The sequence below is a fragment of the Clostridium sp. JNZ X4-2 genome, assembly GCF_054889485.1.
Genome location: NZ_CM142685.1, coordinates 2,672,373 through 2,697,023, shown reverse-complemented (window position 1 = coordinate 2,697,023; position 24,651 = coordinate 2,672,373). Strand labels below are relative to the sequence as shown.

At 32.4% G+C, this 24,651-nt stretch carries 21 protein-coding genes, 5 tRNA genes and 4 other annotated features; of the genes, 19 read left to right on the top strand and 7 right to left on the bottom strand.

Annotation, left to right across the window (positions count from 1 at the left end; genetic code table 11):
* The first annotated feature begins 271 nt into the window (after positions 1 to 271).
* From pckA to dapB, 5 genes are all read left to right on the top strand, one after another.
* Entirely contained in the window at positions 272 to 1,858 is a 1,587-nt protein-coding gene (gene pckA, locus ACYUJ6_RS12970) for a phosphoenolpyruvate carboxykinase (ATP) (RefSeq protein WP_461843178.1), read from the top strand.
* Between the two features lie 428 nt (positions 1,859 to 2,286).
* Positions 2,287 to 3,120, top strand: a complete 834-nt coding sequence (locus tag ACYUJ6_RS12965; protein ID WP_461845514.1) for an undecaprenyl-diphosphate phosphatase — start codon at positions 2,287 to 2,289, stop codon at positions 3,118 to 3,120.
* Positions 3,121 to 3,416: 296 nt separating this feature from the next.
* Positions 3,417 to 4,412: an aspartate-semialdehyde dehydrogenase gene (locus ACYUJ6_RS12960; RefSeq protein WP_461843177.1), complete on the top strand. Its 996-nt coding sequence runs from the start codon at positions 3,417 to 3,419 to the stop codon at positions 4,410 to 4,412.
* 38 nt (positions 4,413 to 4,450) lie between these two features.
* Complete coding sequence (gene dapA / locus ACYUJ6_RS12955; RefSeq protein ID WP_461843176.1) at positions 4,451 to 5,332, top strand: 4-hydroxy-tetrahydrodipicolinate synthase; 882 nt, start codon at positions 4,451 to 4,453, stop codon at positions 5,330 to 5,332.
* Positions 5,333 to 5,486: 154 nt separating this feature from the next.
* Positions 5,487 to 6,233, top strand: a complete 747-nt coding sequence (gene dapB, locus ACYUJ6_RS12950; protein WP_461843175.1) for a 4-hydroxy-tetrahydrodipicolinate reductase — start codon at positions 5,487 to 5,489, stop codon at positions 6,231 to 6,233.
* A gap of 45 nt (positions 6,234 to 6,278) precedes the next feature.
* On the opposite strand, the gene ACYUJ6_RS12945 is transcribed toward dapB, so the two are convergent.
* Positions 6,279 to 7,442, bottom strand: a complete 1,164-nt coding sequence (locus ACYUJ6_RS12945) for a pyridoxal phosphate-dependent aminotransferase (RefSeq protein ID WP_461843174.1) — start codon at positions 7,440 to 7,442, stop codon at positions 6,279 to 6,281.
* A gap of 107 nt (positions 7,443 to 7,549) precedes the next feature.
* Between ACYUJ6_RS12945 and ACYUJ6_RS12940 the strand changes: the two genes are divergently transcribed.
* The 4 genes from ACYUJ6_RS12940 to ACYUJ6_RS12925 are packed head-to-tail and all read left to right on the top strand — an operon-like array spanning position 7,550 to position 11,724.
* Positions 7,550 to 8,479, top strand: coding sequence for an ABC transporter ATP-binding protein (locus ACYUJ6_RS12940; RefSeq protein WP_461843173.1), 930 nt, complete (start codon positions 7,550 to 7,552; stop codon positions 8,477 to 8,479).
* 2 nt (positions 8,480 to 8,481) lie between these two features.
* Positions 8,482 to 9,645 carry an ABC transporter permease subunit gene (locus ACYUJ6_RS12935; RefSeq protein ID WP_461845513.1) on the top strand — a complete coding sequence of 388 codons (1,164 nt, stop codon included), beginning with the start codon at positions 8,482 to 8,484 and terminating at the stop codon, positions 9,643 to 9,645.
* A gap of 38 nt (positions 9,646 to 9,683) precedes the next feature.
* Positions 9,684 to 10,373: a response regulator transcription factor gene (locus ACYUJ6_RS12930; protein ID WP_461843172.1), complete on the top strand. Its 690-nt coding sequence runs from the start codon at positions 9,684 to 9,686 to the stop codon at positions 10,371 to 10,373.
* Positions 10,357 to 11,724, top strand: a complete 1,368-nt coding sequence (locus ACYUJ6_RS12925; RefSeq protein WP_461843171.1) for a sensor histidine kinase — start codon at positions 10,357 to 10,359, stop codon at positions 11,722 to 11,724. The genes ACYUJ6_RS12930 and ACYUJ6_RS12925 overlap by 17 nt, the downstream gene beginning before the upstream one ends.
* A 21-nt stretch (positions 11,725 to 11,745) precedes the next feature.
* Here the strand turns inward: ACYUJ6_RS12925 and ACYUJ6_RS12920 are convergent, their stop codons facing one another.
* From ACYUJ6_RS12920 to ACYUJ6_RS12895, 6 genes are all read right to left on the bottom strand, one after another.
* Entirely contained in the window at positions 11,746 to 12,258 is a 513-nt protein-coding gene (locus ACYUJ6_RS12920; RefSeq protein WP_461845512.1) for a helix-turn-helix domain-containing protein, read from the bottom strand.
* A 214-nt stretch (positions 12,259 to 12,472) separates the two neighbouring features.
* Positions 12,473 to 12,546, bottom strand: a tRNA-Cys gene (locus tag ACYUJ6_RS12915).
* A 10-nt stretch (positions 12,547 to 12,556) separates the two neighbouring features.
* Positions 12,557 to 12,631 (bottom strand) — tRNA-Gly (locus tag ACYUJ6_RS12910).
* A gap of 10 nt (positions 12,632 to 12,641) precedes the next feature.
* Positions 12,642 to 12,717 (bottom strand) — tRNA-Phe (locus ACYUJ6_RS12905).
* A gap of 3 nt (positions 12,718 to 12,720) precedes the next feature.
* Positions 12,721 to 12,797: transfer RNA gene (locus tag ACYUJ6_RS12900), tRNA-Asp, on the bottom strand.
* 9 nt (positions 12,798 to 12,806) lie between these two features.
* A tRNA-Val gene (locus tag ACYUJ6_RS12895) sits at positions 12,807 to 12,882 on the bottom strand.
* A 250-nt stretch (positions 12,883 to 13,132) separates the two neighbouring features.
* On the opposite strand from ACYUJ6_RS12895, the gene ytxC reads away from it, so the two are divergent.
* From ytxC to ACYUJ6_RS12845, 10 genes are all read left to right on the top strand, one after another.
* On the top strand, positions 13,133 to 14,035 hold the full coding sequence (ytxC, locus tag ACYUJ6_RS12890) for a putative sporulation protein YtxC (RefSeq protein ID WP_461843170.1): 903 nt from the start codon (positions 13,133 to 13,135) through the stop codon (positions 14,033 to 14,035).
* A 67-nt stretch (positions 14,036 to 14,102) separates the two neighbouring features.
* Positions 14,103 to 14,337 (top strand) — a binding site (T-box leader).
* Between the two features lie 71 nt (positions 14,338 to 14,408).
* Positions 14,409 to 14,634: a binding site (T-box leader), on the top strand.
* Positions 14,635 to 14,694: 60 nt separating this feature from the next.
* Positions 14,695 to 16,608, top strand: a complete 1,914-nt coding sequence (thrS, locus tag ACYUJ6_RS12885) for a threonine--tRNA ligase (protein WP_461843169.1) — start codon at positions 14,695 to 14,697, stop codon at positions 16,606 to 16,608.
* 47 nt (positions 16,609 to 16,655) lie between these two features.
* Positions 16,656 to 16,780: a sequence feature (ribosomal protein L20 leader region), on the top strand.
* Between the two features lie 21 nt (positions 16,781 to 16,801).
* Positions 16,802 to 17,323 carry a translation initiation factor IF-3 gene (infC, locus tag ACYUJ6_RS12880; protein ID WP_461843168.1) on the top strand — a complete coding sequence of 174 codons (522 nt, stop codon included), beginning with the start codon at positions 16,802 to 16,804 and terminating at the stop codon, positions 17,321 to 17,323.
* A gap of 19 nt (positions 17,324 to 17,342) precedes the next feature.
* Positions 17,343 to 17,540: a 50S ribosomal protein L35 gene (gene rpmI / locus ACYUJ6_RS12875; RefSeq protein ID WP_461843167.1), complete on the top strand. Its 198-nt coding sequence runs from the start codon at positions 17,343 to 17,345 to the stop codon at positions 17,538 to 17,540.
* Between the two features lie 28 nt (positions 17,541 to 17,568).
* Positions 17,569 to 17,928 (top strand): 50S ribosomal protein L20, encoded by a 360-nt coding sequence (gene rplT / locus ACYUJ6_RS12870; RefSeq protein WP_369704282.1) that lies wholly within the window; start codon positions 17,569 to 17,571, stop codon positions 17,926 to 17,928.
* A 223-nt stretch (positions 17,929 to 18,151) separates the two neighbouring features.
* On the top strand, positions 18,152 to 18,937 hold the full coding sequence (locus ACYUJ6_RS12865; protein WP_461843166.1) for a TrmH family RNA methyltransferase: 786 nt from the start codon (positions 18,152 to 18,154) through the stop codon (positions 18,935 to 18,937).
* A 62-nt stretch (positions 18,938 to 18,999) separates the two neighbouring features.
* Positions 19,000 to 19,219 (top strand) — a binding site (T-box leader).
* Positions 19,220 to 19,301: 82 nt separating this feature from the next.
* The gene (gene pheS / locus ACYUJ6_RS12860; RefSeq protein ID WP_461845511.1) at positions 19,302 to 20,321 is read left to right on the top strand and encodes a phenylalanine--tRNA ligase subunit alpha; all 1,020 of its coding nucleotides are present in this window, start codon (positions 19,302 to 19,304) and stop codon (positions 20,319 to 20,321) included.
* Positions 20,322 to 20,384: 63 nt separating this feature from the next.
* A complete protein-coding gene (gene pheT, locus ACYUJ6_RS12855) occupies positions 20,385 to 22,766 on the top strand; it encodes a phenylalanine--tRNA ligase subunit beta (protein ID WP_461843165.1) in 2,382 nt (793 codons plus the stop codon).
* A 169-nt stretch (positions 22,767 to 22,935) separates the two neighbouring features.
* Complete coding sequence (locus ACYUJ6_RS12850) at positions 22,936 to 23,535, top strand: cell division protein ZapA (RefSeq protein ID WP_461843164.1); 600 nt, start codon at positions 22,936 to 22,938, stop codon at positions 23,533 to 23,535.
* A gap of 115 nt (positions 23,536 to 23,650) precedes the next feature.
* The gene (locus ACYUJ6_RS12845) at positions 23,651 to 24,634 is read left to right on the top strand and encodes a glycosyltransferase (protein ID WP_461843163.1); all 984 of its coding nucleotides are present in this window, start codon (positions 23,651 to 23,653) and stop codon (positions 24,632 to 24,634) included.
* The last annotated feature ends 17 nt before the right edge of the window (positions 24,635 to 24,651 follow it).

The following is a 24,651-nucleotide window of genomic DNA, read 5'->3' as shown; positions in this document are numbered from 1 at the left end:
CTGATTAATATAATATAAAGCATAAATTATGAGATAAAAATGTTAAAAATTATAATATGAAAATTAAAGGTTGAAGAAGTTATAAATTCTTGATATAATATATCATATATTGAAATAGCATAGCACAATACTTCTTAAATTTAAATAATGAGTATGCTATTGCAAGCGTTCAATCAGAAATCTTTAAGGATAGGAAAAAAATAATTTTTTTGTTGCATTTTTCTATAAATAGTATAGTATATAATTATAAGATTATTTGGGGGGAAGGAACATGAATGTGGATTTGGCATATTTGAATATTGAGGAATATAAAAATGTGTACAAAAATTTATCACCAGCAGAATTGATAGAACTTTCAATCAAAAGAAATGAGGGATTTCTGTCTGACAAGGGAGCCTTGATAATTAATACAGGGAAGTATACAGGAAGATCTCCTAAAGACAGATTTATAGTTAAACAGGAAAGTATAATGGATAAAATAAACTGGGGAAATTCAAATTTATCCATAGATGAGAAAACCTTTGATAAATTATATGATAGAGTTTTAAATTATTTAAAAGACAGAGATATTTTTATATTTGATGGATTTGTGGGGGCACTAGAGGAATATTCCATGCCAATAAGAGTTATATGTGAAAATGCGTCTCAGGCTTTGTTTAGCACCCAAATGTTTAGAAGACCAGATCAGGATAAATTGAAATATTTTAGTCCTGAATTTAATGTAATAGCTGTACCTGATTTTAAGGCCAATGGAGAAGAGGACGGCATTAATTCGGAAACCTTTATATTGATAAATTTTGACAAAAAGATAATATTGATAGGGGGAACCCATTATTGCGGCGAAATAAAAAAATCTGTGTTTTCAGTGATGAATTTTTTATTGCCGCAAAGAGAAGTAATGCCTATGCACTGTTCTGCTAATATAGGAGATAACGGAAGAACTTCTTTGTTTTTTGGCCTCTCGGGAACGGGAAAGACAACTTTATCTGCAGATGAAGACAGAAAATTAATAGGAGACGATGAACATGGATGGTGTGATAAAGGTGTGTTCAATTTTGAAGGAGGATGTTATGCCAAAACTATAAGACTTCACCGGGAAGATGAACATGAAATATATGATGCTATAAAATTCGGTACTGTTCTTGAGAATGTAGTTACAGATGAGCATAGGGTACCTGATTATGACGACAACAGATATACGGAAAATACAAGAGCAGCCTATCCTATTGAATATATAGACAATATAGAAAAGAGCGGAGTGGGAGGGAACCCACAAGCTATAATATTTTTAACTGCAGATGCTTTTGGAGTAATACCGCCTATATCCAAGCTGTCTAAAGAGGCAGCCATGTATCATTTTATGTCCGGGTATACCAGTAAGGTATCTGGTACTGAAAGAGGTATAACGGAGCCTGAGACAACTTTTTCAGCATGTTTTGGAGAACCCTTTATGTTAATGAATCCTGCAGTATATGCCAGACTGCTGGGCAGAAAAATAAATAAGTACAATACAGAAGTGTATTTGGTAAATACAGGATGGATAGGCGGCGTATACGGAGTTGGAAGCAGAATAAATCTATCGTATACAAGGGCTATGGTTAAAGCAGCCTTGGATGGGAAACTTAAAAATGTAAACTTTATAGAACATCCTGTATTTAAAATAATGATGCCTACAGAATGTCCTGGAGTTCCAGATGAAATATTAAATCCCAGAAATATGTGGGAAGACAAAAAAGCCTATGATATTAAAGCCGGGGAATTATCCAGAAAATTTTATGAGAATTTTAAGAGATTTAAGGGAGTTTCAAAGGATATAATAAATGCCGGGCCCAGAGTTAAATCTTTAAGTTGTTTGTAAATTTTACATTTTACTGATGCTGTTATAAGAGGTATATGATGTAATTAGTATTATAAAAAAATTTAATTAACCGTCAAATTTCAATTGATGGTTAATTTTTTTATATTTTAAATTAAATTATAAGGCAGATATGCGGATATGGATATTTAATAAATTTATATAAGATATATGGGATATGCGGTTCTCCTATTGTTAATACTTGACAGTTAACTATTAATATTGGATAATTATTAGAAAATACTTAAAATGTACAATTGAAATATGACTTGTGAATTAACTTAATATGATAGTATAATGATGTTTGTTGTTAAAGTATTTGCAGTGATAATTGCTGTGAAGTTATAAACTGTGTCCATTGTATGTAAATGAAGCTATGACAAGGGGCTCAATCCTTGTACGATAGATATACAAGAAGGGAAGTAAAATTAATGGAAATAATCTTTATCATTAAAGCTGTCGTTATTGGAATAGTAGAGGGGATAACTGAATTCCTTCCTATATCATCTACGGGACATATGATAATAGTGGGAAATTTGATAAATTTTAAAGCACCTGCCTATAATAAAGCATATGTAGATATGTTTGAGATTGTAATTCAGCTTGGGGCAATACTGGGTATAGTGGTTCTCTACTGGAATAAAATATTTAATTCACTTAAAAACCTGGCACCAGGCAAATGGGGATTCAAACTTTGGTTTAGCATTTTAGTGGCTTTTATACCTTCTGCAGCTGCAGGATTTTTTCTTAATGATATTATTCAGGAAAAATTATTTAATCCTGTTACTGTTTCCTATGCCCTTGTGTTTGGAGGGGTACTTATGATATATATGGAGAATAAATATAGAAAGGGAAACAGTATTAGAAAAATTGAGGATGTAAATATTGTACAAGCATTTAAAATAGGATGTTTTCAGTGCCTGGCACTGTGGCCGGGAATGTCAAGATCTGCTTCTACAATAATAGGTGGCTGGGTAAGCGGCCTTACCAATGTAGCTGCAGCTGAATTTTCCTTTTTTCTGGCTATACCTACAATGATAGCAGCAACCGGATTCTCGCTTTTAAAGGTTAAAATATCCATGAATTCAATTCAGATAATTGGTCTTGTTATAGGATTTGTGGTGTCGTTTGTGGTGGCATTGATAGTTGTAGACAAGTTCATAAATTTCTTGAAGAAAAAACCCATGAAGGTTTTTGCCATATATAGAATATTTATAGGAATAGTAGTACTTGTTCTGGCCTTTACAAAAGTTATAAATGTTTAAAAGTATTTGTATATATTGGAGCCGTGATATGTCTTATCTCATTAATAAACATTCATGAATTATATGCTGCATAATATAGTATGTATGCAGCATATGTATGTTATTTTTAATTCCAAATAATATTTATTTTTATTAACATATTTCAGTAATTTAGTGTAAAATATTTAATAGGATTAAATTTAATTGGCAATCTAAAAATATACTTAAATGTAATATGAATTTTAACTTATAGAATTATAGATAGGAATAAGGTTATGACAACTAATCTTATCTTATAAATTTTAGGAGGGACTAATATGAATTGTAATGTAGCAGTAGTTGGATGTACTGGAATGGTAGGAAGAAAATTTCTTCAGGTATTGGATGAAAGAAATTTTCCAATAAAAAATTTATATCTGTATGCTTCCGCTAGGTCCAGTGGAAAAGTGTTAAAGTTTAAAAATGAAGATTTTACTGTGGAAGAGTTAAATGAAGAAAATATAAAAAATAAAAAAATAGATATTGCTCTTTTTTCAGCAGGAGCAAGTGTAAGTGTTAAATTTGCGCCTGTGTTTTCAAAGTATGGAGCAATAGTTGTGGATAACAGCAGTGCCTGGAGAATGGATGCCAAGGTACCTTTGGTGGTTCCAGAGGTAAATCCTGAAGATATAAATTGGAACAGTGGAATAATTGCCAATCCCAACTGCTCAACTATACAGGCAGTGGTGTCAATTAAACCTCTCTATGATAAATATGGAATAAAGCGAATAGTATATTCTACATATCAAGCTGTATCTGGTGCTGGAATGGGAGGATATAATGATTTGATGGAAGGTTATAAGGGAAATCCTCCTAAAAAGTTTCCTTACCCAATAGCAGGAAACATACTTCCTCATATAGATGTTTTTTTGGATAATGGATATACAAAAGAAGAGATGAAGATGATAAATGAAACTAGAAAAATACTGCATGACCATACTTTAAAAATTACAGCTACTACAGCTAGGGTTCCGGTGGTATATGGACACAGCGAGAGTATAAATGTAGAGCTTAAAAAAAATTTTAATATAGAAGATATATTTAAATTGTATAAAGAGTATAATGGAATAGTACTAAAAGATGATGTTAAAAATCTGGTATATCCTATGCCTGTGGACTGTGCTGGAAAGGATGAAGTGTTTGTGGGAAGAATAAGAAGAGATTTTAGTTTGGACAGTGGATTGAATTTATGGGTTGTGGCAGATAATATAAGAAAAGGTGCTGCTACAAATGCTGTTCAAATAGCAGAATGTATAATTAAGAATAAAAAGTAATATATTTTATTAAATATTTTAATAACGAGGTGTCTTTTATGAGTTTATTTAAGGGTTCAGGGGTTGCAATAATTACTCCATTTAATGACAGGGGAATTGATTTTGAAAAATTAGAAGAATTATTGGAATGGCAGATTAAGTCAGGAACTGATGCCATAATAATTTGCGGGACTACAGGAGAAGCTTCCACTATGACGGAAAAGGAGAGAAAGGATACCATAAAATTTACTGTAGATACAGTTAAGGGAAGAGTTCCGGTTATTGCAGGAACAGGAAGCAACTGTACCCAATCAGCTATAAATATGAGCAAATGGGCAGAAAGCATAGGTGTAGATGGAGTGCTGGTAATTACTCCTTACTATAATAAAACTACCCAAAAAGGATTAGTGGAGCATTTTAAGGCAGTGGCTTCAAGTATAAAGATTCCGGTAGTGATATACAATGTACCGGGAAGAACCGGATTAAATTTGAAACCTAAAACCTTAGAAAAATTATGTAATATAGAAAATATAGCAGCTGTTAAGGAAGCCAGCGGTAATATAAGTCAGATTGCTCAAGTAAAAGCATTATGCGGAGATAAAATTGATTTGTATTCTGGCAACGATGATCAAACCATACCTATACTTTCATTGGGAGGAATAGGTGTTATATCAGTGCTTGCCAATATCATTCCAAAAGATATGCATAATATGTGCAGACTATTTTTAGAGGGGAATATAAAGGAAGCTCTGGAATTACAATTAAAGGCACTGTCTTTAATGAATTCCATGTTTATAGAGACAAATCCCATCCCTATAAAAACAGCTATGAATATTTTAGGAATGGATGTAGGAGATTTAAGACTCCCACTTTGCAGTATGTCAGAAGAAAATGAGGAAGTTATAAAGACAGAACTAAAGAATTATGGGCTTTTAAAATAAAAGATAATAAAAAATATTAAGAATATTATGTATAAGGAATGCTTATTTTTGCCAATTTAACGTGAAAGACTAATTTCTTTCACGTTAAATTATATATAACTTTCAATTTTCTGAAGTAAAGTAATTTTACAAAGAACTTTAAGGAGAGATGTAAATGATTAGGATTATATTGAATGGGTGTAATGGTAAAATGGGAAGGGTAATACAGGATCTGGCAGAAAAAGATTTGAATGTGTCTATAGCAGCAGGAGTGGATAAAAATTCCGGACAGAATAAATTTCCTGTTTTTGATGACATAGAGCAGTGTAATGTGGAAGCAGATGTTATATTGGATTTTTCCAGACCTGATGCATTGGATTCACTTATTGAATATGGGAAAAAGAAAAATATAGGTATAATATTCTGCACTACAGGGTATGATGATGCTCAAATTAAAAAAATAAAAGAAGCTTCAAAGAGCATTCCCATTTTCAGATCTGCAAATATGTCCATAGGTATAAATGTAATAAATAAGGTATTAAAGGATGTAAGTGGTCTTCTATATAAAAATTTTGATATAGAGATAATAGAAAAACATCATAACCAAAAGGTGGATGCTCCAAGTGGAACGGCGTTGATGCTTGGAAATACTATAAAGGATTCCATTTCACAGGATATAAATTTTGTAAATGGAAGAGAGGGAATTAGGAAAAGGACCCATAATGAAATAGGTATCCATGCTGTAAGAGGAGGAAGTATAGTAGGAGAGCATGAAGTCATATTTGCAGGACAGGGTGAGACCATAGAGATAAAGCATACGGCTATTTCCAGGGAAGTATTTGCAGTAGGGGCTTTAAAGGCCTGTGAGTTTATGTATAAACAAAAAAGTGGATTTTATTCCATGGAAGATGTAATTTCCTAAAAATAAAATTCCCTGCATGATTAATCTGTAGGGAATTTTATTTTTTCATTTTAAGGTATTAATCCAATGCTCTATTTTTTCCATAGATAATTTAAGTTTATCCATGCTGTATGCATAAGATATTCTAACATATCCTTCACCTTTTGTACCAAAGGCGGATCCGGGTACAATTGCAACTTTGGCTTCTTTTAATAGTCTTTCACAAAATTCATCACTTTTCATGCCGAATTTTTTTATGGATGGGAATATATAAAAAGCTCCTTTGGGTAAATTAACAGAAAATCCCATAGATCTTAATTTATTGTATATGTAATCCCTTCTTTCCATAAATTTGGAACACATATAATCTACATCTTTCATACAGCTTTTAAGGCCTTCATAAGCCCCCCATTGAGAAATAGACGGCGCACAGGATACATTATATTGATGAACCTTCAGTATTTCGTCCATAAATAATTTATTTGCACATACATATCCAATCCTAAGTCCTGTCATGGAGAACATTTTAGAAAATCCACCGATTAATATGGTTCTGTCCTTTAGTTCACTATATTGTGAAATAGAATAGTAATTCTTTTCAAAACATAGTGAGGCGTATATTTCATCACTTATTAAAATAACATTATTGTTTTTTAACAGCTCCAAGAGTTTTTCCCTATGGTCCTTTGATAAAATAGCACCTGTGGGATTAGAGGGATAGGATAAAATCATTGCCTTGGGTCTTTCATGTTCAAGTATTTTTCCCAAATTGTCAAAGTCAATGGAAAAATCATCTTTCAAATCATAATTTAATACAGTTCCGCCTAAAATTTTTATACAGCTTTCATAAGCAGGATAGGCAGGATCGGGTATGAGTATTTTATCACCATTATTAATTAGAGCTGCAAATACATCCATGAGAGCCTCACTTCCGCCTATTGTAATGCAGATTTCATCTTTTGCGTAGTTTATATCAAAGCTTTCAAGATATTTTGATATTTCCTCTCTGAGTTCTATAATGCCGGCATTTGAAGTATATGCAGTTTTGTTGTTTTCAATAGCTTTTATCATGGCTGTTTTAATTTTATCAGGTACATTGAAATCAGGCTGTCCTAAAGTTAGTGATATTGCTTCTGGATATTGGATGACTTTATTATAAAATTTTCTGATTCCTGAAATTTCTACAGACTGTACATTTCTTGATATGATGTTCAAATTTACACTTCCCATCTATTTTGATTGTGTTAAAATTTATTTTTTCTTTATTTTTAATATATTTTAATTATACTTTTATATTTTACAATTTTAAATGAACATAGTAAATAGATTAGAGGAGAATGATAATATTGATACAAAAAGTACTGGAATTAAAAGAGGTTTCTAAAAAAAGAGGAAGGCTGCAGGTGTTAAAAGACAATTCTTTTTTCATAGATGCAGGTGAAATCTGCGGTCTTGTAGGGAAAAATGGTGCTGGAAAGACTACATTGATCAAAATTATAACCAGTATGTTGTTCCCGGATGAAGGTGAAATTATAATAGACGGAAAAAACCTTAAAACCGAAAGAAAAGAAGCACTGCAGAAGCTGGGAGCCATAGTGGAAACACCGGAGTTTTACGGCTATATGACAGGAAGACAGAATCTAAATTATATAGCCAGCATGATGGAAAATGTGACAAAAGATAAGATAGAAGATGTTATAAAATATTCTAAATTAGGTGCTAAAATTGACAAAAAGGTGAAAACATATTCTCTGGGAATGAAGCAGAGGCTGGGTCTTGCACAGGCTCTTATGGGCAATATATCCCTTTTGATATTGGATGAACCTACAAATGGTTTGGATCCAATTGGGGTTGTGGAACTTAAAAATACTATAAAGGTTTTGGCTGAAGAAAAGGGAGTAAGTGTTTTTATATCTTCACATATTTTAAGTGAAATAGAGAGTATATGTACAAAGGTTGTTTTTATAGATGAGGGTAAAATTGCAGGTGTTGAGAAAATAGGCAGAAATTCCAAAGCCAGTAGTGTAAAAAACATGTTTGTAAAAACAAATTTACCTGAAAAAACATGGGAAATTATAAAAAATATATCTGATGTAAGGTTGTTGGAAGTAAAAGACGAGGGAGTTTCAATTTTAATAAATACCGAGCTGCATGATACATTTGATGTATTAAAAAAATTACATGACAGCGGAATAGTTGTAGAAGGCTGCTTCGAAATAAAGCAAAACCTGGAAGATAAATTTATAAAGATGATGGGGGAAAAATGATGATGAATAAATATATATGGGAGGAACTTAAAAGAATAATAATTAAAAAGAAATTTTCAATTGTTATTATTCTTATGATTACAGTTATCTTCGGATTGGCAAGCACTTTAAAAACAAATACTCTGGAGGTGCAAATTCAAAAAGATAAAGAGCTTCTTAACATTCAGAAAATGGGAAGGGATAAAGCAGCTTCACAATTTAAAAAAGCGGATTTTTCAAGAGATATAATTGGAACTGAAAAAGAGATAAAGGATAAAGAAGAACAGTTGAACGAAATAAACAATTACGATAGATCAAAATTAGATGAACAAATTCAAAAACTGGAAAAAGAAAATAATCCTGAAAATGAGTATAAGATACTCCAATTGAAATATGAAAAAAAATATAATATAGAAAAAAGTGAGCTTATACCAAAGGGGATGTATTCGGCTATGGAAATTCTGGCGTATTTTATACCGGTGTTTTTTTTGCTTATCCTCATTGTATTTTTATCCGATATAGTGTCGGGAGATTATTCCCCAAATACAATTAAAAATTTAGTTACAAAGCCTATTTCAAGGAAGAAAATCATTATGTCCAAATTTGCCGCCTCCATGATTTTAAGTGCAGGTACTTTGATTTTGAGTACCATAATATTTATAGTAGAAGCTGGCATACATCTTGGTGTTTCAGATTACAGACTGCCTTTTGACGTAGGTGCAAAATATGTTATGGATAAATCCATAACATTGACTCCCATAACCTCACAGATGAGGTATGTAAATGGGAGCAGATCAATTATTCCTCTCTGGAGTGCAATTATTGAATTGGTGCTGATTGCAATAATTGTATCAATGGCTATTATATCAATAATTTTGTTCATATCAGTTTTTTGCAGAAATTCGCTTGTTTCCGCTCTGGCAAGTTTTATATTGATTGGAGGAACAGCTGTCTGGTATCTTTTTGGATTTACAGGCAGATACGTTGTATCAGCCAAATATGGAGCCTTTGTGAAATTTCTGCCTGTTCCATATATAGCTGATGCAGTGGGAACTTTAAGCGGGGACATTTCCGTGCAGCTTACCAGTACTGTAAATGTGTTTTTTGTATTGATGATCTGTTTGGCATGGACTTTAGCTATGCTGTTTTTAAGCGGCTATGTTTTTGGTAAAAGGGATTTTGATTGAGAGTCCAAAGTGCTATAATTTTAAATTAGGTGATTGTTGTGAAGGAAAATATATTGATAATAGATGATGACAATGACATAAGGAATATGCTTGTAAATTATTTTCAAAAGGAAGGTTATCCGGTATATAATGCTTCTGACGGAGAGGAAGGACTGCAAATTTTGAGGTCGAAGTCAGTTTCTCTGATAATTCTGGATATTATGATGCCAAAGATGGATGGGTATACCATGCTGTCTAGACTCAGAGAATTCTCAAGTCTGCCTGTTATACTTCTCACTGCAAAAGACCAGCAAATGGACAAGATAAGGGGATTCATAGCTGGATGTGACGACTATATAGTAAAACCCTTTGATTTTACAGAACTTTCATTAAGGGTGTTGGCTGTACTCAGGAGATCTAAGTCCGGTAATATACTGCAAAACCACATATTGAAAATTAGGGATATAGAAATAAATACCCTGGAACATACAGTAAAAAAAGATAATGTGGAAATTGTGCTTACTCCAAAGGAATATGAGATTTTGTACATACTGGCATCAAATAAAGGAAGGGTATATTCCACCAGAATGCTCTATGAGATAATCTGGAAGGATACCTTTCTGGAAAATGACAATACTGTAACCATGCATATCAAGAATCTGAGGGAAAAGCTGGGGGATAGTATGAAGCAGGGCAAATATATAAAAACCATATGGGGAGTGGGTTATAAGATTGAAAAGAATATTTAAATTAAGGAGTGAGCTGGCTTTTTCTGCAGTTATTTCAGTAATTATATCCCTTATACTCGCGGTTTTTTTGAGGGAATCTGTCCTTGGCTCTTTTTTGAACAGTTATGATCATACTCCCAAATTCGTACATGAAAATATGATTGCTTCAGTGGAGCAGGATCTGAAGAATATGAATATAAATGATTTGGGGAAATTACAGAAATACATGGATGGAGAGTTTAGCATGACTTACTTTATTTTTGTAGTGAGAAAAGATGGAAGGGTGATAGCTTCAAACAATAGTGAAATTAAAAGTGTAGATAATAATCAGATTGAAAATGGGAAAAGATCATTCAAGTTTTTAAATACTCATAGAGATAACCTGGTTAAAATAACCAGGTGTGATTATCTAAAAGAGGGGTATTATCTGTATTATATATACAATGGTTATGGTAAGCTGGATAATGGAAACATTATAGGTGTAATGGCAATTTTAATCTTCATAATTGTATTTTTCCTGCTCATATGGAGGCGCATATCCTATATATCTGAAATAAAGTCAACAGTTAGTGATATTGCTGAGGGCAGTTTATCCAATAGAGTTCCACTTAAATATAAAAATGAGCTTAGGGAATTGTCAGAAAACATAAATTATATGGCTTCAAAAATAGAAAAAGAAGAAAAAAGCAGAAATGAATTTTTCACCAATATATCCCATGACCTTAGAACACCTTTAACTACTATATTGGGATATATAAATATGATTAAAAACGGGAAATATGATTCAGAAAAAGAGCTTGCCAATTACATAGATATAATGAACAGAAAAGGATTGTATTTGAAGAATATGTTGGACGATTTCTTTCAATATTCAAAGCTGGCTTCCAATGACGTAATACTGGAAAAACAATATCTGCAGTTAAATGAACTGGCAAGGCAGATAGCTGAAGAAGAGGAAGGGGAATTTATGCAGAAAGGCTTGAAGCTTTCTCTCAAATTACCTCAGGAACCTATTGGTATCAAAGCAGATCCCAATCTGTTTTTAAGGGCAGTAAACAATCTTTTGAGTAATGCACTTAAATATTCTAAGGATGGTACAGCTGTTGAATTCAATGTAGGCAAGGAAAAATACAATGATAACTTGTATTCAGTGATTTCAGTATCAAATATTCCTGAAACCCCAGTTGGCCATGAAGATGTGGAGAATTTCTTTGAAAGACTGTATAAAAGAGATTTGTCCAGAAAAAAAGAAGGCAGCGGTCTGGGATTGTCAATTGTAAGAGAAATAGTTAAACACCATGGTGGATTTATAAGGGCATATAGAGAAGATGAGAAGCTGGTATTTAAAATATACATGAAAGTGAAACATTAAAACTTAATATTATTAAATGTTCTATATTGGATAATAAATGACCATGTTTAATGAGCAAATATCATCGCAGTTATTTTTATAATCATGAACATTATCTGTTTTGAACCGGATGGAGTTACCAGGTTTTACAGTAAAATTTTTATTATCTGCATTGACAGTAAGATTTCCGGAAAAGACAGTTATAAATTCTTGCGTACCTTGTCTGTGAGCTTCTGTACATAAATAACCTCCTGTATCAATTTCTACAGAATATACTTCAAATCTCCTTATACTGTCAAAAGGAAACATAGGGAATATTCTTACTTTGCCATTGTCTTCAACAAGGGGCTGAACCTTGAGTTTATCAACAATTTCAAAGTCAGCTTCCGGCATACTCATAAGCTGGGTACAGGATATTTTAAGGCCATTTGCAATTTTCCATATTGTTGATACAGTTGGATTTACTTCACAACGTTGAATTTGTCCAAGCATGCTTTTACTTACACCAGTTAATTTTGAAACATTATCGAGGCTAAGTTTCTTTTCTTCACGAATTTTTTGAAATTTTCAGCAATGACAGTATTAAGTTTATCCATATAAAGAATAGTAAATTAGCTAATACTATAATGGCATTACTGCTTGTGTATTGTGCAATTTCACTAATTATTTAATTATTTTTAACATAAATTTCCTTGATATAAAAAGTTTAGATATGCGGAAAATAAAAGTAGCTTATTATCAAATATTGATAATAAGCTACTTTTATTTTTGGAGGCGCCACCCAGATTTGAACTGGGGGTGAAGGTTTTGCAGACCTCTGCCTTACCACTTGGCTATAGCGCCATATAAAAAGTGGAGCGGAAGACGAGATTCGAACTCGCGACGTTCACCTTGGCAAGGTGACGCTCTACCACTGAGCCACTCCCGCATATTTTAAATGGTGGCCAGACCAGGAATCGAACCAGGGACACGAGGATTTTCAGTCCTCTGCTCTACCGACTGAGCTATCTGGCCATATGGCGACCCAGAAGGGGTTCGGACCCTCGACCTCCGGCGTGACAGGCCGGCACTCTAACCAACTGAGCCACTGGGCCGTAACATTATGGTGGGCACAACAGGGCTCGAACCTGTGACCCTCTGCTTGTAAGGCAGATGCTCTCCCAGCTGAGCTATGCGCCCATAATCACATTATCACCACGACAATTCATATTATATATTGAGTTCTATATATTGTCAATACTTTATATTAAAAAATCGCACTGGCTTTAGTGAATTTTAAAATTATTGATAATATGATTTTATTTATTATTTGTTTACCATATTAAAATATCATTTTAATATATTGACTTTGTTATGTCGATATTTGACAATAGAAATTTGAATATAGATTTTTTTTAGACACATACTATTTTTGAAGGGAGTGTGAATAATGCTATTAACAACTATAGTTTACGATAAGGAAAAGGAAAGTGTAATACATGGTATTCAAGAACTAAAAGAATATTTCAGGCATAAAGGCGTGCTCATTGGTGTATATGAAAGTATAGAGTCTGATACTCACTTCCTCAAACTATTTTGTGATAGAGAAATAAACAATAAACTTATGAATATATATAATATGTATATTGCAAACATTATATATAATATAGTGATAGATGAGTTTTATGAAAAAGATATTCTGGCTTTTTTGTCTAACGAATATTTTTTCCTGAAATATGAGGAATTGGAGGAAATTAGGCTGGAAAGCTTAAAAGTATTGAAAGGTGAAATGGAAATTATGGATGAAAACTCCATTTTTTGTATAAATAAGAGAAATGACATATTGGATAAAATATCAAATTGTATAAATGAAAATAATGAGATAAATATAGAAGGATTTATAACTTTTAGAATCAGGGAACTTTTAGGTGATCTGGAAAGTATAATTGATAAAGTGGTTGAAAGGTATATGGTGGATAAGGAATACAATGAATTTATAAAGCTTTTAAAATATTTTGTAGAAATTCAAGAAAGTAAAATAGACTATTTAAGTATAATAATAGATAATGATGGAAAATATATAATAAAAGATAAAGAAAGCGATATAACAGAAAGCTTTTTTAAAGACTTAAAAGCATTAAAATGCAATAAAAATATAAATTCAGATTTAGATGATGTTTTAATAAGTGCATTGATAACCAATTCACCGGAAAAGATAGTAATTCATTGTGCTGAAAATTGCAGGAATTCAGAACTGATAGATACAATTGAAAAAGTTTTTACCGATAGAGTTGAATTCTGCAACAGCTGTAGTATATGCAAATCGGTAAAGAGTAATTTAAATAGAGTATGATTTATAAAAAGTTTAATTTTCATGTTGACATATTGATTTTAGAATAATATAATAAGCCTAAACAGAAATAAAAACTATGAAAGGGAAAAGTAAATAAATTAATTATTTTAAGAGAGAGGGATTTTAAGCTGAAATATCCTTTAAATAAAGTTTATTGAAAAACCACCTTAGAGTTGTATACTGAAATTTTTAGTAGGTATTTCCGTTAACCCACGTTAAAGGTAGAGTGAATAGTATTTAAATTGATGAATAGTTTTTTTATTATTAACTTGGGTGGAACCGCGGTAATACTCGTCCCATATTTTGGGAGGAGTTTTTTGTTGTTTATTTTTATATAAGCTAAAAGTAAAGTATTTATATTTTATTAAATTTAAGAAAAATTATGAAAAGGAAGAGTAAATAAAAGTTTGTTTTAAGAGAGAGGGATTTTAAGCTGAGATATCCTTTAAACAAAATTTATCGAAAACCACCTTGGAGTTGTATACTGAAATTTTTAGTAGGTATTTCCGTTTAATCTGCGTTAAAGAGTCAAAGATAACAGATAGATTTATAAATTTCTTGTTAAATTTGGGTGGAACCACGGTAAATTCGTCCCTTATATTGGGAAGAATTTTTTTTATAAATTTTAAATTAAAATAGATTTATAAGGAGGAACAATTATGATAAAAATAAGTCTCAAAGATGGTAAAGAATTGGATGAAGAGAAAGGATTAAAGGTAAGCGATATTGCAAAGAAACTAAGTACTTCCCTTGGGAAGAAAGCACTGGGAGCTAAAATAAATGGTGAAATAGTGGAATTAAATCATCCTGTAAATGAAGACTGCAAACTTGAAGTTCTCACTTTTGAAGATGAAGATGGAAAAAGGATATTGAGACATACAGCTTCTCATATACTTGCCCAGGCAATAAAGAAATTGTATCCGGAGGTTAAACTTGCTATAGGACCTGCCATAGATTCAGGATTTTATTATGATGTAGATGCAGATTTTTCATTTACACCGGAATTATTAGTTAAGATCGAAAATGAAATGAACAAAATAGTCAAAGAGAATATTAAACTGGAAAGATTTGAACTTCCAAGGGCAGAAGCCATAAAATTTATGGAAGAAAGAAAAGAACCTTACAAGGTGGAATTGATAAAGGATTTGCCGGAGAATGAAATTATATCTTTTTACAGACAAGGGGATTTTGTAGATCTATGTGCAGGACCTCATTTACCTTCTACAGGGAAGGTAAAGGCAATAAAACTCCTTTCCATAGCAGGTGCTTATTGGCGTGGAAATGAAAAGAACAAGATGCTTCAAAGAATATATGGAACTGCATTTGAAAAGAAAAGCGATCTTGAAGATTATATTAAACTTATGGAAGAAGCCAAGAAAAGAGATCATAGAAAATTGGGGAAAGAATTGGATTTATTCAGCATGCATGAAGAGGGACCTGGATTTCCATTTTTCCATCCAAAGGGAATGATAATTAGAAATGAACTTCAAAATTTTTGGAGACAAATGCACAGAAGAGCCGATTATGATGAAGTAATGACTCCGGTTTTATTAAATGAAGAGCTATGGCATCAATCAGGACATTGGGATCATTATAAGGAAAATATGTATTTTACTAAAATAGATGGAGAAAATTATGCTATAAAGCCTATGAATTGTCCAGGAGCTATACTCATTTATAAGAACAGCATACGTTCTTATAGAGATTTACCTAAAAGATATGGTGAAATGGGAATTGTCCATAGGCATGAAAAATCAGGAGCTCTTCATGGGCTTATGAGAGTAAGATGTTTTACTCAGGATGATGCCCATATATTCATTACTAAAGAGGATATTACAAATGAAATAATACAGGTTATAAAACTTATAGATGATTTTTATAAGGTATTTGGATTCAAGTATTTTGTAGAGCTTTCTACAAGGCCTGAAAATTCCATGGGAAGTGATGAAGATTGGGAAGCTGCAACTGATGGATTGAGAAATGCATTAAAAGTTGCAGGACTTGATTATAAAGTCAATGAAGGTGATGGAGCTTTTTACGGACCTAAAATAGATTTCCATTTAAGAGACTGCATCGGAAGAACTTGGCAATGCGGAACAGTACAGTTGGATTTCCAGATGCCGGAAAAATTTGATCTCAGCTATATAGGTGCGGATGGAGAAAAACACAGGCCGGTTATGATACACAGAGTTGTATTTGGTTCCATAGAGAGGTTCATAGGAATTCTTATAGAACATTATGCAGGGGCATTTCCAGCTTGGCTTGCACCGGTTCAGGTAGAAGTCATGGACATTACTGATGATCAAAAAGAATATGCAAAAGAGGTAATCAAAAAATTAAAAGATCAGGATATAAGGGTGGAAGCTGATGTGAGAAATGAAAAAATAGGCTATAAGATAAGGGAAGCTCAAATGCAAAAAGTACCTTATATGATTATTCTGGGTGACAAGGAAGTTAGTGAAAAGAATATATCTGTAAGAAGCAGAAAAAACGGAGATTTAGGATCCATGTCACTGGATGATTTTATAGCAAAGCTTAAAGATGAAATTTCCAATAAGGTAAGTGATATATAAATTAAATTTATATATTGACTTACAATGACAAAAATAGTATAATATAATTCGTTAAGAAGAAACCAGCCGTTTCTCACCTTACGGCAGAGCCAGTAAGGTTTTAAGGATTTTATTATAAATTCTTTATTTTGATGTATTCAAGGGACGGCAGATGCCGTCCTTTTTCATATTTTTTGTTAAATCCACCTAGGAGGTGAATGTTATTAATAAAGGCTTTGTTTTAAATAGCGATATAGTTGAAAAGGAAGTAAGGGTTATTTCAAATGATGGAGACAAGATTGGAATTGTGCCTTTAGAAGAAGCTTTAAAGCTTGCAGAAGAAAAAGAACTTGATTTGGTTATGATATCTCCTAATGCAAATCCACCAGTGTGCAGGGTAATGAATTATGGCAAGTTTATTTATGAACAGTCCAAAAAGGAGAAAGAAGCTAAAAAAAAGCAGAAAGTCATTGATATAAAAGAAGTTAGGCTTAGTCCAACTATAGAAGAACATGATATTTCCATTAAGGCTAAAAATGCAAGAAAATTTTTAATTGCAGGAGATAAAGTTAAAGTCACTATAAGATTTAGAGGTAGGGAGGCTGGTTATTCCTTTATAGGTAGAAAGACTTTAAATAATTTTTACTCTAAACTTGAAGATATTAGTATAATAGAGAAACAGCCAAAACTTGAAGGCCGAAATATGACAATGACATTATCAATAAAAAAAGCATAATTGAGAGGAGGAAGTTGTTATGCCAAAAATGAAAACAAAAAGAAGTGTAGCAAAGAGATTGAAAGTTACAGGAACAGGCAAGTTAAAGAGGGCAAAAGCCTTCAGAAGCCACATATTGACGAAGAAAAGTACAAAGACCAAGAGAAATCTTAGAAAAACAGGATATGTGTCGGAAACTCAAGAGAAAACAATGAAAAAATTAATACCTTATGTATAATTAAAAGATTTTAAAAGGAGGTTTTAAAATGGCAAGAGTAAAAAGAGCTATGAATGCTCGTAAACATCATAAGAAAATATTAAAGCTTGCAAAGGGCTATTATGGCGGCAAAAGCAGATTATTCAGATCCGCCAATGAAACAGTTATAAGAGCTTTAAGAAATGCATATATAGGAAGAAAATTAAAAAAGAGAGATTTTAGAAAGCTTTGGATAGCAAGGATAAATGCTGCAACTAGAATAAATGGACTTTCCTATTCCAAGTTTATAAATGGAATAAAGACAGCTGGCATTGATGTAAACAGAAAAATGCTTTCAGAAATAGCAATAAATGATCCAAAAGCATTTACTGAATTAGTTGACATAGCTAAAAAACAATTAAGCGCATAATTCAAGCTACATCAAGTGATTCTCAGGTTTAGCAGAGTTTTTTACAAGGAATATTTTTCACACAGAACCTTGGAAGAACCTCTTCAGGGGCTTAGCATTGATTATTATCTCTCACTTTGAAAAGATGGGAGTGTTATTAATGACAGCTATGGCATAAAAGAGTGCAGTATAGTTTACTGGGCTCTTTTATTGAATTCTAAGATAAATAATGAGGATGAGTTCAATGAATATAATTAAGAGCAGAGATAATCTGCAGGTAAAACAGGCTAGAAAGCTGATGGAGAAAAAATACAGAATTGAAAATAAAAAGTTTTTAATAGAAGGCTTTAGATTTGTAAGGGAAGCTTTGAATTCCAGCTTTAGGGTGTCTGCTATTTTCCTAAGTGACAGTTTTTATGATAAGTGGGAAAAGACTTTCATGGAAGAAAAGATTGGATATAGATCTTCCGTATATATTGTTACTGATGAGGTGCTAAAGAGTATCAGCAGTACTGAAAGTCCTCAGGGGGTGGCTGCCGTGGTAGAGAATACGCAGCTAAGCCCTAAAAATACAGGGGGATTTTATGTGCTGGCAGATAGAATACAGGATCCAGGAAATATGGGTACTATAATACGAAGCTCTCATGCAGCTGGAGCTTTAGGAGTTATAATAACAAAAGGAACAGTAGACATATATAATGAAAAAACGCTGAGATCCACTATGGGTTCTGTTTTTTATATCCCCATAATTCAAGATACGGATCTCGAAAAAACTAAAACCCTGAAGCAAGAGGGGTTTAAGCTCATAGCCAGTTCTCTGGATGCAGATACTAATTTTTATAATACAAATTTAAAACAGAAAATTATATTTGCTGTGGGAAATGAAGCAAATGGACTGAGTGAGGATATAGAACAAATTGCGGATATAAAAGCAAGAATACCGATGCCTGGGAAAGCTGAATCCTTAAATGCAGCTGTAGCAGTATCTATAATGATGTTTGAAGCAGTGAGACAAAATTCAAAATTTTGATATTGACAATAGATAAAAGTATATGTAATATTTAAAGATATAGATAATAAAAAATTTTATAATGTTATACTGTGAAAGAGAAAGTAGATATATGAGTTTTTGTAGAGAAAAAAAGTCAGGGCTGAAAGCTTTTTTAAGAATATTGTATATTGAAGTTCACTCTGGAGTACTATCTGTGAAATATGAGTAGCAGTTAGCGGTAATGCCGATAAATTTTCAAAGAGAATATTATTTTATAATATTAATTTGGGTGGTAACGCGGAATAGAAGTTCGTCCCTTAACTGGGAGGGCTTTTTTTTATATAATATTTTAATTCAAGAAATTGAATTTTACTGAGAAGGGAGAGAATTTAGTATGAGTATGATTAAGGAGAAATTAGAGAAAATTAAAGAAAATGCACTTAAGGAATTGCAGGATAGAGAGAGCAGCCTGAGTATAGAGGATATAAGGATTAAGTATTTGGGAAAGAAAGGTGAATTAACTAAAATACTTAGGGCAATGAAAACACTTTCTCAAGAAGAGAGGCCCATGGTTGGAAGGCTTGCCAATGAAATCAGATCCGTTTTAGAAAATGCCATAGAAGAGACATCCAGGAAAATAAAAGACTTTAAAACAGAAGAAAAACTTAGGAGCGAGACAATTGATATAACTATGCCTGGCATAAAACAAAATATTGGAAGACGCCATCCTTTGGAACAGATTTTGGAGAACATGAAGGAAATATTTATTTCAATGGGATTTACTATAGAAGAAGGACCCGAAATTGAAGAGGACTATTATAATTTTGAAGCACTGAATATACCTAAAAATCATCCAGCAAGAGGAGAACAGGATACATTTTACATAGACGATAATATAGTGCTTAGGACCCAGACATCGCCCATACAGATAAGAACTATGAAGAAGCAAAAACCTCCAATAAAAATGATATCCCCAGGGAAGGTTTATCGAGCAGATTCGGTAGATGCTACTCATTCACCTATATTTTATCAGATGGAAGGCCTTGTAGTGGATAAAGGTATAACTTTTGCAAATTTAAAAGGTACTCTTGAATTGTTTGCCAAAAAAATGTTTGGAGAAGGCATGAAAACAAAATTCAGGCCCCATCATTTTCCTTTTACTGAACCATCAGCAGAAATGGATGCTACCTGTTTTGTATGTAATGGAAAGGGATGCAGAGTATGCAAGGGCGAAGGATGGATAGAACTTTTGGGATGTGGTATGGTTCATCCACAGGTGCTTAGGAATTGCGGCATAGATCCTGAAGTCTACAGCGGATTTGCCTTTGGAATGGGTGTAGACAGAATGGTAATGCTAAAATATGGCATAGATGATATAAGAAATATGTATGAAAGTGATATGAGATTTCTGGACCAATTTTAGTTTAGGTAAAATGGCCGGGATTTAATTAGTGACTTTAGTTAGAATGAGAAAGGGGATTTTTTTATGAAAGTACCAGTAAATTGGCTGAAAGATTATGTTAAAATAGATATTACAGGGAAGGCCCTGGGAGATAAACTGACTTTAAGCGGTTCAAAGGTTGAAGAAGTTATTACAACTGGAGATGAAATTCAAAATGTAGTTACAGGTAAGATAGTAAAAATAGAAGCACATCCCAATGCAGATAAATTGGTTGTGTGTCAGGTGGATACAGGAAAAGACGAATTGCTTCAAATTATAACTGCTGCAACTAATATGAAAGAAAATGATATAATTCCAGTTGCACTCCATGATTCGATAATCCATGGAGGAGTAAAGATAAAAAAGGGAAAATTAAGAGGAATTATGTCAAATGGAATGTTTTGTTCTGAAGAAGAATTGGGAATAGCCGGGGATAAGCCTGTATATGGGCTTATGATTTTACCGGCAGACACTCCACTTGGAAAAGACATAAAAGAAGTACTGAATATGACCAGCAGCATATTGGATTTTGAAATAACTTCTAATAGGCCTGATTGTTTAAGTATCATAGGAATGGCAAGAGAGACCGCAGCAACTTTAAATGAAAAGTATAATATGCCTGAGTCAGGGTATGCGGCCTCTTCACATAAGAATATAAATGATGAGTTGAAGGTGGAAGTAAAGGATGAGCTTTGCAGAAGATATATGGCAAGAGGAGTAGAAGATGTAAAAATAGAACAGTCTCCTGGATGGATGCAGGAAAGGCTTCTGGAGGCAGGGGTAAGACCTATAAATAATTTAGTGGACATAACTAATTTTGTAATGCTTGAAACAGGGCAGCCCATGCATGCTTATGATACAAGACATATAGAATCCGGTAACATAGTAGTTGAAAGGTCAAAAAACGGAGAAGAATTTGTCACATTGGATAATGAGAAAAGAGTGTTAGATGAAAATGTGCTTACCATAAGAGATGGAAACAGAGCTATAGGCATTGCAGGAATAATGGGAGGACTTAATTCTGAAGTTAAAGAGGATACTTCATCCATAGTATTTGAGTGTGCCAATTTTGACGGGGTTAATATAAGAATTTCTTCTCAAAAATTAGGACTTAGAACGGAAGCTTCAACCAGGTTTGAAAAAGATCTGGATCCTAATTTGGCTGAAATGGCTATGGATAGGGCTTGTCATTTAGTGGAAGAACTAAGGGCAGGAAAAGTTATGCAGGGTACAATTGATATATACAAGAAAAAAGTTGAACCGGTTAGTCTGCAGGTAAATTACAATTGGATAAATGATTTTTTAGGTACTGAAATATCTAAAAATGAAATGGCCCAATGCTTAAATAGACTGGAATTAAATACAGAAATTGAAGGAGAAGTTTTAAAAATAAATATACCTACTTTTAGAACTGCAGATATAAAGATAAAAGAAGATATTGCCGAGGAAGTAGCTAGAATATATGGATACAGCAATGTACCTTCCACTATAATAAAAAGTGTAAGTACCAGGGGTGGGAAAAATACTAAACAGAAATTAGATGATGAAATTCTAAGAGCACTTACTTCAAGTGGTTTAAATCAATCCATAAGTTATTCCTTCATTAGCAGGAAGGTGTTTGACAAAATACTTTTGCCAGAGGATAGTGCCCTCAGAAATGCTGTAGCTATAAAGAATCCTCTGGGAGAAGATTACAGTATAATGAGAACTACTACAATTCCTTCTATGATGGAATCCTTAGGTAGAAATTATTCCAGGAAAAATGAGCTGGTCAGGTTATTTGAGATAGGTAAAGTATATATGCCCAATAAAGATACAAATAAATTGCCTCATGAAAAGAATATTGTTACTATTGGCATTTATGGCGGAGTGAATTATTTTAATTTAAAGGGCATAGTGGAAAATATATTAGAGGTGCTGGGAATAGAAAAATTTTATTTTGAAAGGGAAAGCAATAATCCAAGTTTTCATCCGGGAAAGACAGCATGCTTATATATCAAAAAGAATATGGCGGGAATATTAGGAGAGATTCATCCCAACGTACTAGATAATTATGGAATTGATGAGAAGTGTTATGTGGCAGAATTGAGTTTAGATGTGCTTTATGAATATGCCAATTGGGATAAAAAGTATAAGCCACTTCCTAAGTTTCCTGCAGTTACAAGGGATTTGTCAATATTGGTGGATGAAGATGTTCTGGTAAAAGAAATAGAAAATGTTATAAAGAAGCAGGGGGGAAATATAGTAGAGAGTGTAAAGTTTTTTGATGTCTACAGGGGAAAGCAAGTGGCTCAAGGGAAGAAGAGTGTAGCTTATTCTATATCCTACAGGCTTGAAAATAGAACTCTTACAGATGAGGAAGTAAATAAGATTCATGATAAAATATTAAAGGCATTAGAGCATAAATTCGGGGCACAGCTCAGATAAATAATTATTATTTAATTAAGTTAGATGGTAAATGAATAACTGTCTAACTTAATTTAATTATACTTTATAAAAATTTAAACTTAAATATAATATTTAACATATATAAGATTTGTGATAGAATGTTCTTATAGGAAATTGGAAAACAGCATTGATCTGAGAGGGTGTTTGAATGAATGTAGTAACAGTATTTATAAATGGAATTGAATACAATTTAAAAGGTGATGAACAGGAAGAATATTTGCATAAAGTAGCCAGTTATGTAGATAAGAAAGTAAAAAATATATTGGGAAACAATAATAAGTTAAGCACTTCCTCAGCAGCCATTTTATCTGCACTTAATGTAGCAGATGATATGTTAAAAACACAAGAACATAATGATGAGTTGTTAAAGCAGGTAAGAGAGTTAAAAAAGGTTGAAAAGGTTTATGAAGATCAGATTAGTTCCCTAAAAAAACAACTTAAATATACAGAAGAGCTTAATGGAGAGTTTAAAGAAAAGTTAAAAAGAACTGAAAATAATAAACAATTAAAAGAAAAAGACGAACATATTGAAAAACTCCAAGCTGAAATAGAAATTATAAAGGAAACCACTCAAAAATATATAAAGGAAAATACAAAAATTACAGAAGAAAATAAGGAGTTGAAATTCCAGGTCCAATCTGGAAAATACAAGATAATAGATCTTCAGCATAAGTTAATAGAAAATCAAATAAATTTAGCAAAGGAAAAAAAACAGAAAAATCCTCTTTTAAATAAGGAGGCAAGGTAGAATCCGGACTGATAATGATATTGGTTCGGATTTCTTTTTAATAACTAAATTTAAATATCTGCATATAATAAGATGAGTAAAAAAACTTTATTGTAATATTGTCTGGAGGATTAATATGAAAGCTTTATTTTGCATAAGAAGAGACTGCTTCAGTAATTTTGCAGGAGACTCAATGCAGCTTATGAAAACAGCTAAGTATTTAAAAGAGAAAAAGGTGAAAGTGGATATAAATACAGGGTCCATATATGATTACTCATCTTATGATATTATACATCTGTTTAATTTAACCAGAGTTGAAGAAACTTATAAATACTACAAAAGAGCTAAATATTATAATAAAACCGTAGTATTATCACCTATATATTGGAACTTAAAGAAATATTATAATTATGTAAAGGATACTAGAAATTTAATACTGTGGGATAAGTTGGATAGGTGCAGGAAAGAGATATTAATGGGATGCAAATCAATATATCCTAATAGTAAATTGGAAAACATTCAGATACAGAAAGATTTTCATATAAATGCTCCTTATAAAGTAATTTATAATGGAACGGAAACAGGACACAGAGTTCCCTATAATTTCAAGGAAGTATATGGATTAAATGATTACGTACTTTGTGTAGGAAGAATATGCAGTAGGAAAAATCAACTTGCTTTAAGTAAAATATGCAGTCAACTGGGGCTGCAGTTAGTGCTTATAGGAAGTATAAATGATATGAATTATTTTAATAAATGTATGTCCTACAATAATGTAAGATATCTGGGATTTATGAATGACTACAATATATACAATGCCAGTATGTGTGCCAGGGTTCATATACTGCCAAGTTTTGTGGAGACACCGGGCTTATCTTCTTTAGAAGCAGCTGTCAGTGGTTGTAATATAGTTTCAACCATAGAAGGAAGTACAAGAGAATATTTTAAAAATATGTGCATCTACTGCGACCCTTATAATGAAAATAGTATAAAAGATGCTGTAATACGTTCTTTTCAAAAGAAAAAGGATGAAAAATTAAAAAAGTATGTGATTAAAAATTATAACTGGAGAAGATGTATAAGTGTATTATTTGAAAGTTATAAAAGTCTTGTAAAGTAATATAAAAACAGGAGGGT